Origin of the sequence: Enterobacter sp. PGRG2 (genome assembly GCF_030291195.1) — a bacterium.
Taxonomy (GTDB): domain Bacteria; phylum Pseudomonadota; class Gammaproteobacteria; order Enterobacterales; family Enterobacteriaceae; genus Enterobacter_D.
In genome coordinates, this window is sequence record NZ_CP127837.1 from 1,330,149 (window position 1) to 1,346,054 (window position 15,906).

The following is a 15,906-nucleotide window of genomic DNA, read 5'->3' on the forward strand; positions in this document are numbered from 1 at the left end:
TGTAGGCCGGGTAAGCGCAGCGCCACCCGGCACAAAACATAAAACCCGCCATTTGGCGGGTTTAAACTTTCAGGAACACCTCAGGTACAAAGTACAAAAAATTATTCCATCAATTGCTTACTTAATCTTGGGTTGGCCTGGAGCAGGCGCAGCAACTTCAGTTCAGTCGGGGAGGGTTTTACCCTTTTAGACTCCCATTCATGAACCATCGCCACGCTCACACCCATTACCCGAGCAAAATCATCGTTTTTCAGACCGGTACCTTTACGCAGCTGCTCAAACTCACTGAAAGGATTAGGTTTTTGATTCAACGTGATAGTTTGTTGCGATACATCGTGTTTAAAGACAATTTGTTCCAGACTGCTAAGCAGTTCAAACATAGGATCTTTATATTCCATTGAGAACTCCTCATAAATCACAAGGCGTGATCGTAAACGACAACGAGCCATTTAAGAGTAGTCGGTAAATATTATTCTGGATGGTTGCGAGAGTGATTAATTGTCAGGTAATGGACCTTTATATACTAAAAATACCTTTTTTCTTGTCCAGGCTCTCTTTAATGCCTTGATCATTAAGCCCTGGTTTTCAGCTGTAGACTTTTGTAAATGATCAGCAAAAAAAATACTAAGCATTGCCGGTACGCACTAAGCGTAGCGGGGGCCGCAGAGCAATTCCGATGCGGGGCTTTCCCTGACAAGAATGTCAGGAAAGGGTATCTTGCAAAGCCGACCTGGACTATCCTTGTCAGCGTCGGGCACGTGTGTGCCGGTGTGCGCTTTTTTGGGTGAAAGGAGTAATAAAATGGCGACAGGAAAGTCCTGCTCTCGCTGGTTTGCGCCTCTTGCGGCGTTATTAATGGTGGTTAGCCTGAGTGGGTGTTTTGATAAAGAAGGCGATCAGCGCAAGGCGTTTATCGATTTTCTGCAAAATACAGTTATGCGCAGCGGTGAGCGTTTGCCTACCCTGACCGCGGATCAGAAAAAACAGTTTGGTCCCTTTGTATCGGATTACGCCATTCTTTATGGTTATTCCCAGCAGGTGAATCAGGCGATGGACGCGGGTCTGCGTCCGGTTGTAGACAGCGTGAATGCCATTCGCGTGCCGCAGGATTACATGACCCAGCGCGAACCGCTGCGTCAGGCAAACGGGTCGTTAGGCGTGCTGAGCCAGCAGTTGCAGAATGCAAAAATGCAGGCGGATTCTTCGCGTGCCGCGCTGAAACAGGCTGATGATTTGAAGCCGGTTTATGACCAGGCTTATCAAAAAGTGGTTACCGCGCCGTCAAACGCGCTGCAACCGCTGATCCCGGCTGCACAAATCTTTACGCAGCAACTGGTTCAGGTGGGTGATTTTATTGCCCAGCAGGACACGCAGGTGGGCTTTGTTGCTAACGGGATCCAGTTCCCGACTTCCCAGCAGGCCAGCCAGTATAACTCGCTGATTGGGCCGCTGGCGTCGCAGCATCAGGCGTTTACACAAGCCTGGACCGCTGCCGTTAACGCGACGCAATAAGCGTTTCGTCCCCCCGCCAAAAAGCGGGGGGATCCGCCGCTTCGCTGAGGCCCTGGCCTTGTGGACGGCTGAAATAAGTCTTGCTAAGCCTCCGGGATAATGCGTTAATGCTCCCCGGTTTGACGTACAGACCTAAAGCACTTTATAAAGCAGTCCCTCCAGGAGTTATCCATAGATACCCTTCGTTGAGAGCTTTCCTTTATCGCTTAAAATCTGTAAAGCACGCCGTAGCGCCGGAAGGCAAACTTAATTAAAAAGGTAATCTCTATGTCTGGTAAAATGACTGGTCTGGTAAAATGGTTCAACTCTGACAAAGGCTTCGGCTTCATCACTCCTGACGATGGCTCTAAAGATGTGTTCGTACACTTCTCTGCTATCCAGAACGATGGCTACAAATCCCTTGATGAAGGCCAGAAAGTGTCCTTCACCATCGAAAGCGGCGCTAAAGGCCCGTCTGCTGGTAACGTTGTAAGCCTGTAATCGCTTCCGTTTAAAGCACGCTTTCTAAAAAAAACCCCGCCATGCGGGGTTTTTTCTTTTCTGGTTTCCGGCTATTTCGCAATCTGCGGATTCACACAGTTTTTTTCCACCTTGCCATTGAGCGCGTCGATCAGATTATCCACCGCGCAGGCGGCCATGTTGTAACGCGTTTCATGGGTGGCGGAACCGATATGCGGCAGGGCGACCACGTTCGGCAGCGACAGCAATTCCGAATCTGCCGGCAGCGGCTCCTGTTCGAAAACGTCCAGACCCGCGGCATGGATCTCGCCGTTCTTCAGCGCTGCGATCAGCGCTTTCTCGTCCACCACCGGGCCACGACCGGCGTTGATAAAGATCGCCGAGGATTTCATGCGGGCAAACTGATCCGCGCCGATCATATGGTGCGTCTCATCCGTTAGCGGCAGCACCAGGCAGACAAAATCGGCTTCTTCCAGCAGGGCATCCAGTTCACAGTAACGCGCGCCAAAGCGCTCTTCCGCTTCCGTATGATGACGGCGGGCGTTATAGAGGATCGGCATGCCGAAACCAAAGTGCGCGCGCTGCGCCAGCGCCAGACCGATGCGGCCCATGCCGACGATGCCCAGCGTTTTATGGTGCACGTCGATGCCAAACCAGTCCGGCCCGATGTTTTTCGTCCATTCGCCTGCTTTTACGCGTTCCGCCACTTCCACCACCCGACGGGCAGTACTCAGCACCAGCGCCATCATGGTATCGGCCACGGTTTCGGTCAGCACGGTAGGCGTATGCATCAGCAGGATCTTACGATCGTTTAACGCATCCACATCGAAGTTGTCATAGCCTACCGAGATGGTCGACGTGGCGCGTAGCTTCGGCATTTTCTCCAGCAGCGCGGCATCGACTTTCTCGCTTGAACCCAGCAAACCTTCCGCACTGGCAAATGCCTCTGCATGTTGTTGCACCGTCTCCGGATGCAGATTCGGCACCCTGGTGACGGTGAAATGGTCTTCCAGACGTTTTTGCAGATCATCAGGCATGGCTTTGTACAGAATAATGGACGGCTTCATGCGGTTCTCCCAAATCAGTAATAGCGGGTCGCCAGACGCATCATGCGTGACGTGCGCCCGCCGGAATCTGTTGATTATTAGCAGGCTTAACAATCAAAGTAAGCCATACCGAAACAAAAAGCGCCACCCCCATAAAGATGTACGATGCCGCCGGACTGCCCGTCGAGCCGTTGAGATAACCCACGAACCACGAGCCAAAGAAAGAGCCGAGCGCGCCCATACTGTTGATCAGCGCCATCGCGCCACCCGCGACATTACGCGGCAACATTTCCGGGATAATGGCGAAGAAAGGGCCGTAAGGCGCATACATCGCCGCCCCGGCAATCACCAGCAGCGTATAGGAAACCCAGAAATGGTTCGCCCCTACGGCCCAGGAGCCGATAAAGGCAAAGGCGGCGATCAACAGCAGCGGCCAGACAAAGAGTTTACGGTTTTGCATTTTGTCCGACGCCCATGAGGCGAGGATCATCGCTATGGTCGCCGCCAGATAAGGCACCGAGGAGAGCCAGCCGACCGCCACCATACCGAGATTTTCACCGCCGCTGTGAATAATCGACGGCAGCCACAGCACAAAGCCATACACACCGATGCTCCAGGCAAAATACTGCATACACAGCAGGATCACGTTGCGCGAACGGAATGCCTCGCCATAGTTACGCACTGCTTTGATGCCCTGTTGCTCCTGCTCCAGCTGCGCCTGCAACGCGGCTTTTTCGTCTTCCGCCAGCCATGACACCTGCGACGGTTTATCTCTGACCAGCACCCACCAGCAGAACGCCCAGATCACCGCCGGTACGCCTTCAATAATGAACATTTCCCGCCAGCCGAAGGACTGGATCAGATAGCCGGATACCACCGACATCCACAGCACCGTGACCGGGTTACCCAGAATAAGGAAGGTATTGGCGCGCGAGCGTTCTGATTTAGTAAACCAGTTGCTGATATAAATCAGCATCGCGGGCATCACCGCCGCTTCCACCACGCCAAGAATAAAGCGGATCGCCGCCAGCGCCGGAATATTATTTACCACGCCGGTGAGCGAGGCGCAGGCGCCCCATAAGATCAGACAAATAAAGATCAATTTCCGCACGCTGCGGCGTTCAGCGTACATTGCGCCGGGGATCTGGAAGAAGAAATAGCCGAGGAAAAACAGCGCGCCCAGCAGCGATGAGACGCCTTTAGTGATGCCCAGATCGTCATTGATGCCTGCCGCGGAAGCGAAGCTAAAGTTGGCGCGATCCAGATAAGCCAGGCTGTATGTGATAAACACAATCGGCATAATGTACAGCCAGCGTTTTGTTGCATTAGTCGGACTTTTCATAGGGTTGCCTCTGGCATTGTAGGGTACTGAGGTTCAAATATGATAAAGAGGGGCGCTTTACCCCTCGTTAAGCTGTGCCCGCGTTGGCAATCCTTCGCTGTCTCCCTGCACCTGAATGGCCAGTGAGCCGATTTTATTTCCCCGATCGATAGCCTGTTTAAGTGAGCGGCCTTCCAGCAGCGCGCTGACCAGGCCGACCGCAAAGCCATCGCCTGCGCCCACGGTATCCACCACGTTATCCACTTTAATCGCCGCCACCGCGCCCTGCTCGCCGTCGGCGGTTTTGAACCACGCGCCGTCAGAGCCGGTTTTGATCACCACAATTTTCACACCCCGTGACAGATAGAAATCGGCGATGCCTTCCGGGTGTTGCTGGCCGGTAAGGATGACGCCCTCTTTCAGCCCCGGCAGCACCCAGTCGGCCTGGAACGCGAGGTGATTAAGTTTCTCGACCATCTCGGCTTCGCTCTTCCACAGCACTGGCCGCAGATTAGGATCGAAAGAGATCGTTTTGCCGCGCGCTTTCATCACGCCCGCCGCATGATCCAGCAGGGCGTAAGCATCAGCCGACAAGGCCGCCGCCACGCCGCTCAGATGCAGATGGCGCGCGCTGGTGAACATGCCTTCGTCGAAATCTGCCAGCGACAAATGGCTCGCCGCCGAGTTCTTGCGGAAATACTCCACGATGGGATCGGTTCCATTTTCAACCTTAGATTTCAGCTGAAAACCCGTTGCGTACCGCCCGTCAATAGTGACGCCGCCGGTGCCGATGCCCTCTTTTTCCAGCGAATTCAGCACGAACTGCCCGAAGCTGTCATCGCCGACGCGGCTGACCCAGGCGACTTTCATGCCGAGGCGCGCAAGGCCGGTGGCGACGTTCAGCTCAGCGCCCGCGATGCGTTTAAAAAAGTGCTCCGCCCGGGCCAGGTCGCCGGTTTCGGTGGCGACAAACATGGCCATGGCTTCGCCGATGGTGATGACATCCAGCGCATGATGCATGGCGTTACTCCTCACGTAATAAATTGACATAGCGGCGCGTGACGGCGGTCAGATCGCGGCCTTCCAGTGGAAACTCAATGCCGCGCGGCACGTCGGCGGGAAGCTGATTCAGCAGTTCCGCCCAGCGGCCATCGGCCTGATCCGGCGCAATGGCGCGATAATGGTAATAATGCGCGATAGCTGCTTTCACATGGATATAGCTGACGGCGGGGGCCAGCTGGCGGGCCGCTTCTTCCGGGGATTCGCCGACCCACAACCAGTTCGCCATATCGAAGGTCAGGGTGACCGGCAGATCCAGCACCCGGCAGGCGGCTTTAAAACGCTGCATCGGCGCAAGCTGGCCGCAATCGGTCTGATCGTTTTCCACTACCAGCGACATGCCGCTGTCCGCCAGCCAGCCGCGCAGCAACTCCAGCGCGGATTTATGCTGGAAATGCCCGAGAGAGACTTTCAGCCACAGGGCGTTTAAGGTGCGCGCTTCCTGAAGCAGAGCGGGCAGTTCGGGGTTCAGCGTGCCGTCAAACAGACACAGCGGCTCCGGCGCGGAGTAGCAGGCCAGCAGATTATGGGATTCGATGTCGGCGGCCAGGGCAGGCAGGGCGTTCAGTTCATCAGGCGTGAACAATTCGCGGCGGATCTCCACGCCGTCTGCGCCTGCCGCCGCAATAAACGGCAGCACGGTAGCCTGACCGCCCAGCGACTGAATACGGTCGTGGCCGTAAGCGGCAGTGACGACGATAATTTTTCTTTTCATTTCCCGGCTCCCGAACAAATGCCTGTTGGCTTCTGTTTAAGCTAGATGGAACCGGTTCCAAATGAAAGGTCAGGATCGCCAAAGCATGATCGTCATCACGAAGGGGAATCAGCGGGCGGTGGAGCCGCGAACGATAAGTTCGCCGGAGAAGACCTGTTCATGCACGGTATTGTCGGTGCCGTCGATGCGGCGCACCACCTGCTCGACGGCGGCGTAGCCAATCTGCCAGGTAGGCTGTTTGAGGGTGGTGATGCCGACGCCCGCAAGCTCTGCCCACTCCAGTTCGTCAAAACCGAGCAGACCGATGTCGCTGCCCCAGTGCAGGCCAATGCGCTTCAGCGAGCGGGCAACCTGGAGCGTTAACGCGCCGTTGGCCGAGATCACCGCTTTGCGCATGCCCCGGTGACGGGTATGAAACTGGCGCAGCCTGTTGTCGATTTGCCCGGCTTCATGCAGCACAACTTCAGCATCTTCCGCAATGACGCCGGGATAGCGGGCGAGGGTGGCATGAAAGGCGTTCAGACGCTCACGGCGGGTATTCACCGTGCCGAGAGGTTCACTAAGAAACAGCAGCGCTTCAAACCCCTGCTCCACCAGATGCTCAGTAGCGGTGGTGGCGGCCTGGGTGTTATCCAGCCCGACCACATCGCAGGCGAAGTCCGGAATTTTACGGTCAATAAGCACCATGGGCAGCGACGATTGTTGCAGGCGGTTCAGCCCCTCTTCGCGCATTCCCACGGCATTCACCACGATCCCCTCCACCTGATAACTGCGCAGCAGATCCAGATAGTGCAGCTCCTGATCGAGGGCGTTATTGGTATTACACACCAGCGGCGTAAAGCCTTTCTCACGGCAGGCGGCTTCGATACCGCTCAGCACGTTCACGGAATAGGGATTGGTAATATCGGCGATGATGAGTCCAATCAGCCGCGTACGGCCGCGTTTCAGGCCGCGGGCCATCAGGCTGGGACGGTAATTAAGTTCGGCAATGGCGTTTTCGATGCGGGCCAGCAGAGCCTCTGAAAGCAGATGCTTTTCACCGTTCAGATAACGTGAAATGCTGGTTTTACCCGTTTTTGCCGCTTTCGCGACGTCGCTGATTGTCGGGCGCGCTGCCTTTGCGTTCATGTCCGTCTCCTGGGGTAACTTTGCGGAGATTAACATATTTTACGCGGAATACCCCTCGCCTGCAGGCGAGGGGGTAAACAGAGGAATTACTGCAACGGACTCAGGGTAATTTCCACGCGACGGTTCTGCGCTTTGCCTTCTTCCGTGCTGTTGCTGGCGATCGGGTTCGCCGGGCCTGCGCCGGTGGTACGCAGACGGTTCGCTTCCACGCCCTGGGTGATCAGCGCGCTGGCAACCGCATCGGCACGCTGCTGCGACAGACGCATGTTCAGATCCTTGCCGCCGGTGCTGTCGGTGTAACCCACCACGTTAACCGCAGTTTTTGGATACTCTTTCAGTACCATTGCCACGCCGGTCAGGGTGTTGGCACCTGCCGGTTTCAGGGTTGCGCTGCTGCTGTCGAAGGTCACGTTGTTCGGCATGTTCAGCACGATGTTATCGCCATTTCGCGTCACGCTAACGCCCGTTCCCTGCATTTTGTCCCGCAGTTTCGCTTCCTGCACGTCCATGTAATAGCCCGCGCCGCCGCCGAGGGCTGCACCGGCCGCCGCGCCAATCAGCGCCCCTTTGCCGCGGTCTTTTTTCGAGGAGGAGAGTACGCCGACGCCCGCGCCGACCAGCGATCCAATGCCTGCGCCAATGCCTGATTTACCGGCTTCGCGCTCACCGGTGTAAGGGTTGGTGGTGCAGCCTGAAACAGCCAGTGCGCCGCAAACCGCAGCCACAATGAGAAGGACATTTTTCTTCATCGAATTTCCTTAATAATTTTTAATTCTATGCACAGCGATAATCGCGGTTGATTATGACCTGAGGATCGTTAGAAACTTCCGGAAAGATTCTGAATTTTGTAAATAACATTGAGCGGCGCATGAGCGACCGACACACCTGCATCAGACATCAGGGAGCATACGTTTTGGCACACTCATCCACAAAAACCATCCTCACGGCAGCCCACTGGGGGCCGATGCTGGTAGAAACCGACGGCGAAAACGTCCTGTCATCGCGCGGTGCCCTGCCGACCGCCCATCCCAATTCGTTACAAACCGCCGTGCGCGATCAGGTGCACAGCAACAGCCGCGTGCGTTTCCCGATGGTGCGCAAAGGCTTCCTTACGTCACCGGAAAAACCGACCGGCGTGCGCGGTCAGGATGAGTTTGTCCGCGTCAGCTGGGATGAAGCCCTGGATCTGATCCATGCCCAGCACGTCCGTATTCGTGAAAGCTATGGCCCGTCGTCGATATTCGCCGGATCTTACGGCTGGCGCTCCAACGGCGTGCTGCACAAAGCGGCGACGCTGTTGCAGCGTTATATGAGCCTGGCGGGGGGCTATACCGGCCATCTGGGGGATTATTCCACCGGCGCGGCGCAGGCGATCATGCCCTACGTGGTGGGCGGCAATGAGGTTTATCAGCAGCAGACCAGTTGGCCGCTGGTGCTGGAGCATTCTGATGTGGTGGTGCTGTGGAGCGCCAACCCGCTTAACACCCTGAAAATTGCCTGGAACGCCTCGGATGAGCAGGGGATCCCTTTTTTCGATCAGCTGCGCCAGAGCGGCAAGCGGGTGATCTGCATCGATCCGATGCGATCGGAAACCGTCGACTTCCTCTGCGACAGTGCCGAATGGCTGGCACCGCATATGGGCACCGATGTGGCGTTGATGCTCGGCATCGCCCACACGCTGGTGGAAAACGGCTGGCAGGATGATGAATTCCTTGCCCGCTGCACCACCGGTTACGACATCTTCCACGATTATTTAACCGGCGCCAGCGATGGCGTGGCGAAAACCGCAGAATGGGCCGCGGAAATTTGCGGTATTGATGCGCCTAAAATCCGCGAACTGGCGGAAGTGTTCCATAAAAATACCACTATGCTGATGTCCGGCTGGGGCATGCAGCGCCAGCAATATGGCGAGCAGAAACACTGGATGCTGGTGACGCTTGCCGCCATGCTGGGGCAGATCGGTCTGCCGGGCGGCGGCTTTGGTTTGTCCTATCACTTTGCCAACGGCGGCAATCCGACGCGCCGCGCGGCGGTGCTCGGCTCCATGCAGGGCAGCGTCCAGGGCGGCGTGGACGCGGTGGATAAAATCCCGGTGGCGCGCATTGTGGAAGCGCTGGAAAACCCCGGCGGCGCGTACCAGCACAACGGCATGGATCGTCACTTCCCGGATATTAAATTTGTCTGGTGGGCGGGCGGCGCAAACTTTACTCATCATCAGGACACCAACCGGCTGATCCGCGCCTGGCAAAAACCGGAGCTGGTGGTGATCTCTGAATGCTACTGGACGGCGGCGGCGAAGCATGCCGATATCGTTCTGCCAGCCACCACCTCTTTTGAACGTAACGATCTGACCATGACCGGCGATTACAGCAATCAGCATCTGGTGCCGATGAAGCAGGTGGTCGCCCCACGTGATGAAGCGCGGGATGATTTTGAGGTGTTTGCCGATCTCAGCGAGCGCTGGGAGCAGGGCGGGCGGGCGCGGTTTACCGAAGGCAAAAGCGATCTGCAATGGCTGGAAACCTTCTATGACATCGCCAGCGCGCGCGGCGCCAGTCAGGGCGTGACGTTACCGCCGTTCGCAGAATTCTGGCAGGCCAATCAGCTTATTGAGATGCCGGAAAGCGAGGAGAACGCGAAGTTTGTGCGTTTTGCGGCCTTCCGTGCCGATCCGGCGGCGAACCCGCTGAAAACCGACAGCGGCAAAATTGAAATCTATTCGCAGCGTATCGCGTCATTTAACTATGCCGACTGTCCGGGGCACGCGACCTGGCTGGCGCCTGACGAATGGCACGGCAATGCGGAGCCGCAGCAGTTGCAGGTGCTGTCCGCGCATCCGGCGCACCGTCTGCACAGCCAGTTAAGCTATTCCGCGCTGCGCGAGCAGTACGCGGTGGCGGGGCGTGAACCCATCACGCTGCATCCGCAGGATGCGCAGGCGCGGGGGATCCGTGATGGCGACGTGGTGCGCGTGTGGAACGGTCGCGGGCAGGTGCTGGCGGGCGCAGTGGTGACCGAGGGGATCCGTCCGGGGGTGATCTGCATTCATGAGGGCGGCTGGCCGGATCTGGATCCGGCGGCCGGGGGGATCTGCAAAAACGGCGCGGTTAACGTGCTGACCAAAGATCTCCCCAGCTCGCGGCTGGGCAACGGCTGCGCCGGGAACACGGCGCTGGCATGGGTGGAAAAATACACCGGCCCTGAGCTCAGGCTGACGGCGTTTGAGCCGCCTGCCAGCGCATGATCCACGTCGGGTGGTGAGTCTCCTCCTGCCAGGCGCTGTCTTCGATACGAAAGCCCAGCGCATGGTAGAAATTCACTGCCCGCTCATTCTTCTGATACACCTCAAGACTGAGATCGGCATAGCGCTGTTTGACATGCTCAAGCAGCGCGCGTCCGATCCCCTTGCCGATCGCGTCAGGACGCACAAAGAGCGCACCGACAAAGCGGCTGTCCATCACGCTGACGAATCCCTCAAGGCGGCCCTGTTCTTCCCACACCCAGGTTCTGGCGGCGGGTAAATAGGCATCGCGCACCAGGCTTTTACTCTCCTGCCAGTAACGCGCGTCGATAAAAGGATGGGCAAAGGTGGTGCTTTCCAGCCACAGCGCCAGCAGCGCTGACAAGTCATTTTCATGCCATTCGTGGATCATCGCTGCCTCCGGGATGACAAAAGCACTGGGTAACATGGTCATTCACCAGACCGCAGGCCTGCATAAAGGAGTAACAGATGGTGGTGCCGACAAACTTGAAGCCGCGCTTTTTCAGCGCTTTTGACAGGGCATCCGATTCCGGTGTCGACGTGGGGATCTCCGCAAGGGTGGCGGCCTGGGTCATCCTGACCTGATGATCAACAAAGGACCAGACAAAATCTGCAAAGTCTTCCCCCTGTTGCTGCATCGCCAGATACGCCCTGGCGTTACCAATAATCGCCTGAATTTTTCCCCGATGGCGGATAATACCAGTGTCCTGCAACAGCCTTTCCACGTCGTCATCCTGCATCGCCGCCACGCGCACAGGATCGAAGTTATAAAAACAGCGGCGATAATTTTCCCGTTTCTTCAGCACTGTGATCCAGGATAAACCCGCCTGCTGGCCTTCGAGACAGATCATCTCAAACAGCTTCTGGTTACTGGACTGCGCCACGCCCCATTCTTTGTCGTGGTAGTCGATATACAGCGGATCCTGACTGACCCAACCACATCGTTGCATGTCTTTCTCCTTTCCATTGTTGCGGTAGATCCCAAAAGAAAATTATCCCGCTGGCTTGACGTGTCTCTTAAAGAGACAATAGTTAATACAGGGTTTTATCCGCACAAAATGATAACGATACTGCCGGTTTTGGCTCTTTTCTGGAGTCGCATTGATGAAGATAAAAAATAACAGTGGCTGCCGCCTGGCGCTCGTGCCTGTGTGCCTGTTTTTTTGTCAGACGGCGCAGGCGTGGCAACAAGAATATATCGTTAGCGACCCGCAAAGTAATATGGCGGATCGCTATACATGGGACAGCGATCACCAACCGCGTTATGACGATATTCTCGAAGGGCGGATCCGCTCGACGCAAAATACGCCTGGCCTGTCCTGGAATTTGCCGGATGATACGCCGCTGGACGCCACCAGCACCATGAGCCTCGGCTGGAATATTCCGCTGGTGAATAATGTCACCACCGGCCCGGTGGCCGTCTGGCATTACGACAGCTCTGCCTCATCAATGCATAATGAATTTGGCGATGGCCCGGCAAACCTGCAATTCACCGATCCGCTGTGGCACGCCAGCGTCAGCTCGGTGGGCTGGCGCGTGGACAGTCGTCACGGGGATCTCCGCCCGTGGGCGCAAATCAGCTACAACCAGCAGTTTGGCGAAAATATCTGGAAAACCCAGTCCGGCCTCAATCGTTTATCGGCCTCCAGCCAGGACGGTAACTGGATGGACGTGACCCTCGGCGCGGATATGCTGCTCAATCCCCATTTTGCAGCCTATGCTTCACTGTCGCAGTCTGAAAATACGGATATCGGTCAAAACTATCTTTACAGCATGGGCGTCAGCGCGCGCTTTTAATTAGCATTTAAAACAAATTAATTACATTTTTTATACAACAATCATCAGCTTCGCAGAGATAGTGTGTACTAACTTACGCTGTATTTTTTGCTGATGAGACTTTTCCCGCTGTCATTCATTCCCGTTACAAGGCATTTCATTCCGTCCTCACTGCATTTCATGCCGTTTTCGATCCGGCATCAACGGCGCTTCGTTATGGTTAACGGCAGAGAATTTCCCTTTTGCTTACGCAGGAAGACTGCCATGAATACATCCTCATTGAATCGGACCCGCTGGCTGACGCTGGTCGGTACCATCATTACGCAATTTGCCCTTGGATCGGTTTATACCTGGAGTCTGTTTAACAGCGCGCTGGCGGAAAAACTGGATGAGCCAGTAAGCCAGGTGGCGTTCTCCTTCGGACTGCTCAGCCTCGGACTGGCGCTCTCTTCCTCGGTAGCCGGGAAATTACAGGAACGTTTCGGCGTTAAACGTGTGACTATCGCATCCGGTATTCTGCTGGGCCTCGGCTTTTTCCTGACGGCGCACGCCAACAGCCTGCTGATGCTGTGGCTGAGCGCGGGCGTGCTGGTCGGCCTTGCCGATGGCGCGGGCTACCTGCTGACGCTCTCCAACTGCGTGAAGTTCTTCCCGGAGCGTAAGGGGCTGATTTCCGCTTTCTCCATCGGTTCTTATGGCCTGGGCAGCCTCGGCTTTAAATTTATCGACAGCCATCTGCTCGCCACCGTCGGCCTGGAAAAGACCTTTATGATCTGGGGCGCGATGGTGCTGGTGATGATCGTTTCCGGCGCGATGCTGATGAAAGACGCGCCGCAGCAGAAAGCGACCATGGTCAATGGCGTGGTGGAAAATGATTTCACCCTGGCGCAGTCGATGCGTAAACCGCAATACTGGATGCTGGCCGTGATGTTCCTCACTGCCTGTATGAGCGGTCTGTATGTTATCGGCGTGGCGAAAGATATCGCTCAGGGCATGGTGCATCTGGATGTGGCGACCGCCGCCAATGCGGTGACCGTGATTTCCATTGCTAACCTGACAGGCCGTCTGGTGCTCGGTATCCTCTCCGATAAAATGTCCCGCATCCGCGTGATTACGCTCGGTCAGGTGGTGTCGCTGATTGGTATGGCGGGACTGCTGTTCGCCCCGCTTAACGAAGTGAGCTTCTTCGCGGCTATCGCCTGTGTGGCCTTTAACTTCGGCGGTACCATCACGGTCTTCCCATCGCTGGTCAGCGAATTCTTTGGCCTGAACAATCTGGCGAAAAACTACGGCGTCATTTATCTGGGCTTTGGTATCGGCAGCATCTGCGGCTCGATTATCGCCTCGCTGTTCGGCGGCTTCTATGTGACCTTCTGCGTCATCTTCGCCCTGCTGATCCTCTCCCTGGCGCTTTCCACCACCATTCGCCAGCCGCAGCGTGAATACTTCACCAACTCACAGCCGCTGACTCACCATTAAGTGACCTGCGCCACGCTCTGCGTGGCGCTTCGCAATCTTCAACCTTCTCCCTTCCTGAATCAGGGGTAATACGGTAAGCTCTGCCGCATTACCTATTATTTTTGTAAATGTTTAGTCAGATCACATTCCCGGTGACACTTTTTTCCACCCCTGTGGTCTACTACCCCGCGCTTCACGAAGTTATCGAATCAACTTCTTATGCGTTTGATAAGCCTATATGCAGATATATCGTCTGCGCACGGGTGCTCTCTATTCCCTTCTCCCAGGGTGCTTTGAATGAAATATATCAAAACGATGACGCAACAACGGCTGAGTTTTCTGCTGGCGTTGTACATCGGTCTGTTTATGAACGCCGCTGTTTTTATTCGTCGCTTTGATGGATATGCGCAAGAATTTACCATCTGGAAAGGCCTCGCTGCGATTGTTGAAGTGGCGGGCACGGTATTAGCCACGTTCTTTTTACTTCGACTTCTCTCTCTGTTTGGACGGCGTGCCTGGCGCGTGCTGTCGACGCTGGTGGTGCTGTTTTCCGCAGGCGCCAGCTATTACATGACTTTCCTGAACGTGGTCATCGGCTACGGCATTGTTGCCTCGGTGATGACGACGGACATTGACCTGTCGAAAGAAGTGGTGGGCATGCAGTTTGTGATCTGGCTGGTATGCGTGAGCACGCTGCCGCTGATCTTTATCTGGAGCAACAGCAGCCGCCTCACGCTGCTGCGCCAGCTGCGTACGCCGGGCCTGCGCATCCGTAGCGCGGCCATCGTCGTGCTGGCCGGTTTGATGGTCTGGGGGCCGATCCGTCTGCTGGAAGTGCAGCAAAAGAGCGTAGAGCGCGCGACCGGCGTTGATATGCCAAGCTATGGCGGCGTGGTGGCTAACTCTTATCTGCCGTCTAACTGGCTGTCCGCGTTAGGGCTGTACGCCTGGGCGCAGGTGGATGAGTCTTCTGATAACAAATCGCTGATCAACCCGGCGACCAAATACACTTACGTTGCGCCGAAAGATCTTGATGACACTTATGTGGTCTTTATCATCGGTGAAACGACCCGCTGGGATCATATGGGCCTGCTCGGCTATGAGCGCAACACCACGCCGAAGCTGGCGGCGGAGAAAAATCTTGTCGCCTTCCGGGGTTACTCCTGCGATACCGCCACTAAGCTGTCCCTGCGCTGCATGTTTGTGCGCGAGGGCGGGGCGGATGAAAACCCACAGCGTACTTTGAAAGAGCAGAACGTCTTTGCGGTGCTGAAACAGCTCGGCTTCTCCAGCGACCTGTACGCCATGCAGAGCGAAATGTGGTTTTACAGCAATACCATGGCGGATAACATCTCCTACCGTGAGCAGATTGGCGCTGAGCCGCGTAACCGCGGTAAGAACGTCGATGACGCGTTGTTGCTGGATGAAATGAAAGCGTCGCTGAAAAACAGCCCTGACGGCAAGCATTTGATGATCTTCCACACGAAAGGCTCGCACTTTAACTACACCCAGCGTTATCCGCGCAGCTTTGCCCAGTGGACGCCGGAGTGTCAGAGCGTGGACGACAAGTGCACCAAAGCGGAGATGATCAACTCCTTTGATAACTCCGTGACCTACGTCGATTACTTTATTGATAGCGTCATCGATCAGCTGCGCGATAAGAAAGCGATTGTGTTCTATGCCGCCGACCATGGCGAGTCGATCAACGAGAAAGAACATCTGCACGGGACGCCGCGTAAAATGGCCCCGCCTGAGCAGTTCCGCGTGCCGATGATGGTGTGGATGTCTGATAAATATCTGGAGAATCCGGAGAAAGCCAAAATGTTCGCGCACCTCAAGCAGCAGGCCGATATGAAAGTGCCGCGCCGCCATGTGGAGCTGTATGACACCATCATGGGCTGCCTGGGTTATACCTCGCCAAATGGTGGTATCAACGAGAACAATAACTGGTGCCACATCCCGGATACGAAGGCATCGGCGGGTAAGTAAACTGACTGGCGAGTTTATCGCCAGTCGAAAGGCTTTTTTACGTTAAGGGATTGACGGTCGTGGCGCCCGGCAGTAAGATGCGCCCCGCATTCGGTGATTGGCGCAGCCTGGTAGCGCACTTCGTTCGGGACGAAGGGGTCGGAGGTTCGAATCCTCTATCACCGACCAAATTTAAAAAGCC

General features: G+C 56.0%; 15 protein-coding genes and 1 tRNA gene. 7 read left to right on the forward strand and 9 right to left on the reverse strand.

Annotation, left to right across the window (positions count from 1 at the left end; translation table 11 throughout):
• Positions 1–101 precede the first annotated feature (101 nt).
• Positions 102–398, reverse strand: a complete 297-nt coding sequence (locus QRD42_RS05720) for an HTH-type transcriptional regulator (protein WP_072571446.1) — start codon at positions 396–398, stop codon at positions 102–104.
• A 403-nt stretch (positions 399–801) separates the two neighbouring features.
• On the opposite strand from QRD42_RS05720, the gene QRD42_RS05725 reads away from it, so the two are divergent.
• Both QRD42_RS05725 and cspA read left to right on the forward strand, forming a co-directional pair.
• The gene (locus QRD42_RS05725; RefSeq protein ID WP_321988384.1) at positions 802–1,512 is read left to right on the forward strand and encodes a DUF3053 domain-containing protein; all 711 of its coding nucleotides are present in this window, start codon (positions 802–804) and stop codon (positions 1,510–1,512) included.
• 267 nt (positions 1,513–1,779) lie between these two features.
• On the forward strand, positions 1,780–1,992 hold the full coding sequence (gene cspA / locus QRD42_RS05730) for an RNA chaperone/antiterminator CspA (protein ID WP_072571448.1): 213 nt from the start codon (positions 1,780–1,782) through the stop codon (positions 1,990–1,992).
• A gap of 71 nt (positions 1,993–2,063) precedes the next feature.
• Here the strand turns inward: cspA and ghrB are convergent, their stop codons facing one another.
• The 6 genes from ghrB to QRD42_RS05760 form a co-directional block, all read right to left on the reverse strand.
• Positions 2,064–3,038 carry a glyoxylate/hydroxypyruvate reductase GhrB gene (gene ghrB, locus QRD42_RS05735; RefSeq protein ID WP_321988385.1) on the reverse strand — a complete coding sequence of 325 codons (975 nt, stop codon included), beginning with the start codon at positions 3,036–3,038 and terminating at the stop codon, positions 2,064–2,066.
• A gap of 40 nt (positions 3,039–3,078) precedes the next feature.
• Positions 3,079–4,359: an MFS transporter gene (locus tag QRD42_RS05740; RefSeq protein WP_318364582.1), complete on the reverse strand. Its 1,281-nt coding sequence runs from the start codon at positions 4,357–4,359 to the stop codon at positions 3,079–3,081.
• A gap of 57 nt (positions 4,360–4,416) precedes the next feature.
• Positions 4,417–5,358 carry a sugar kinase gene (locus QRD42_RS05745; protein WP_321988736.1) on the reverse strand — a complete coding sequence of 314 codons (942 nt, stop codon included), beginning with the start codon at positions 5,356–5,358 and terminating at the stop codon, positions 4,417–4,419.
• A 4-nt stretch (positions 5,359–5,362) separates the two neighbouring features.
• Positions 5,363–6,112, reverse strand: a complete 750-nt coding sequence (locus QRD42_RS05750; RefSeq protein WP_321988386.1) for a sugar phosphate isomerase/epimerase family protein — start codon at positions 6,110–6,112, stop codon at positions 5,363–5,365.
• Between the two features lie 108 nt (positions 6,113–6,220).
• On the reverse strand, positions 6,221–7,240 hold the full coding sequence (locus QRD42_RS05755; protein WP_318364580.1) for a LacI family DNA-binding transcriptional regulator: 1,020 nt from the start codon (positions 7,238–7,240) through the stop codon (positions 6,221–6,223).
• 86 nt (positions 7,241–7,326) lie between these two features.
• On the reverse strand, positions 7,327–7,989 hold the full coding sequence (locus QRD42_RS05760) for an OmpA family lipoprotein (RefSeq protein ID WP_072571454.1): 663 nt from the start codon (positions 7,987–7,989) through the stop codon (positions 7,327–7,329).
• 119 nt (positions 7,990–8,108) lie between these two features.
• On the opposite strand from QRD42_RS05760, the gene QRD42_RS05765 reads away from it, so the two are divergent.
• Positions 8,109–10,484 (forward strand): molybdopterin guanine dinucleotide-containing S/N-oxide reductase, encoded by a 2,376-nt coding sequence (locus QRD42_RS05765; protein WP_321988387.1) that lies wholly within the window; start codon positions 8,109–8,111, stop codon positions 10,482–10,484.
• On the opposite strand, the gene QRD42_RS05770 is transcribed toward QRD42_RS05765, so the two are convergent.
• Together QRD42_RS05770 and tag are read right to left on the reverse strand one after the other, a co-directional pair.
• Entirely contained in the window at positions 10,447–10,893 is a 447-nt protein-coding gene (locus QRD42_RS05770; protein ID WP_321988388.1) for an N-acetyltransferase, read from the reverse strand. The two genes, QRD42_RS05765 and QRD42_RS05770, sit on opposite strands and share 38 nt — an antisense overlap.
• On the reverse strand, positions 10,874–11,452 hold the full coding sequence (tag, locus tag QRD42_RS05775) for a DNA-3-methyladenine glycosylase I (RefSeq protein WP_318364577.1): 579 nt from the start codon (positions 11,450–11,452) through the stop codon (positions 10,874–10,876). The genes QRD42_RS05770 and tag overlap by 20 nt, the downstream gene beginning before the upstream one ends.
• Positions 11,453–11,606: 154 nt before the next feature.
• Here tag and QRD42_RS05780 point away from each other — a divergent pair, with 154 nt between their 5' ends.
• The 4 genes from QRD42_RS05780 to QRD42_RS05795 all read left to right on the forward strand — a co-directional run bounded on the left by QRD42_RS05780 (position 11,607) and on the right by QRD42_RS05795 (position 15,893).
• Positions 11,607–12,299: an autotransporter domain-containing protein gene (locus QRD42_RS05780; RefSeq protein ID WP_072571458.1), complete on the forward strand. Its 693-nt coding sequence runs from the start codon at positions 11,607–11,609 to the stop codon at positions 12,297–12,299.
• A gap of 243 nt (positions 12,300–12,542) precedes the next feature.
• Positions 12,543–13,757 (forward strand): MFS transporter, encoded by a 1,215-nt coding sequence (locus QRD42_RS05785; RefSeq protein WP_072571459.1) that lies wholly within the window; start codon positions 12,543–12,545, stop codon positions 13,755–13,757.
• Between the two features lie 276 nt (positions 13,758–14,033).
• Entirely contained in the window at positions 14,034–15,725 is a 1,692-nt protein-coding gene (gene eptB / locus QRD42_RS05790; protein ID WP_321988390.1) for a kdo(2)-lipid A phosphoethanolamine 7''-transferase, read from the forward strand.
• Between the two features lie 91 nt (positions 15,726–15,816).
• Positions 15,817–15,893, forward strand: a tRNA-Pro gene (locus QRD42_RS05795).
• The last annotated feature ends 13 nt before the right edge of the window (positions 15,894–15,906 follow it).

What these genes read in the sequence shown, in the direction of transcription:
- QRD42_RS05720 (WP_072571446.1), bottom strand. Translation starts at nt 398, where the DNA reads ATGGAATATAAAGATCCTATGTTTGAACTGCTTAGCAGTCTGGAACAA.
- QRD42_RS05725 (WP_321988384.1), top strand. Translation starts at nt 802, where the DNA reads ATGGCGACAGGAAAGTCCTGCTCTCGCTGGTTTGCGCCTCTTGCGGCG.
- cspA (WP_072571448.1), top strand. Translation starts at nt 1,780, where the DNA reads ATGTCTGGTAAAATGACTGGTCTGGTAAAATGGTTCAACTCTGACAAA.
- ghrB (WP_321988385.1), bottom strand. Translation starts at nt 3,038, where the DNA reads ATGAAGCCGTCCATTATTCTGTACAAAGCCATGCCTGATGATCTGCAA.
- QRD42_RS05740 (WP_318364582.1), bottom strand. Translation starts at nt 4,359, where the DNA reads ATGAAAAGTCCGACTAATGCAACAAAACGCTGGCTGTACATTATGCCG.
- QRD42_RS05745 (WP_321988736.1), bottom strand. Translation starts at nt 5,358, where the DNA reads ATGCATCATGCGCTGGATGTCATCACCATCGGCGAAGCCATGGCCATG.
- QRD42_RS05750 (WP_321988386.1), bottom strand. Translation starts at nt 6,112, where the DNA reads ATGAAAAGAAAAATTATCGTCGTCACTGCCGCTTACGGCCACGACCGT.
- QRD42_RS05755 (WP_318364580.1), bottom strand. Translation starts at nt 7,240, where the DNA reads ATGAACGCAAAGGCAGCGCGCCCGACAATCAGCGACGTCGCGAAAGCG.
- QRD42_RS05760 (WP_072571454.1), bottom strand. Translation starts at nt 7,989, where the DNA reads ATGAAGAAAAATGTCCTTCTCATTGTGGCTGCGGTTTGCGGCGCACTG.
- QRD42_RS05765 (WP_321988387.1), top strand. Translation starts at nt 8,109, where the DNA reads ATGAGCGACCGACACACCTGCATCAGACATCAGGGAGCATACGTTTTG.
- QRD42_RS05770 (WP_321988388.1), bottom strand. Translation starts at nt 10,893, where the DNA reads ATGATCCACGAATGGCATGAAAATGACTTGTCAGCGCTGCTGGCGCTG.
- tag (WP_318364577.1), bottom strand. Translation starts at nt 11,452, where the DNA reads ATGCAACGATGTGGTTGGGTCAGTCAGGATCCGCTGTATATCGACTAC.
- QRD42_RS05780 (WP_072571458.1), top strand. Translation starts at nt 11,607, where the DNA reads ATGAAGATAAAAAATAACAGTGGCTGCCGCCTGGCGCTCGTGCCTGTG.
- QRD42_RS05785 (WP_072571459.1), top strand. Translation starts at nt 12,543, where the DNA reads ATGAATACATCCTCATTGAATCGGACCCGCTGGCTGACGCTGGTCGGT.
- eptB (WP_321988390.1), top strand. Translation starts at nt 14,034, where the DNA reads ATGAAATATATCAAAACGATGACGCAACAACGGCTGAGTTTTCTGCTG.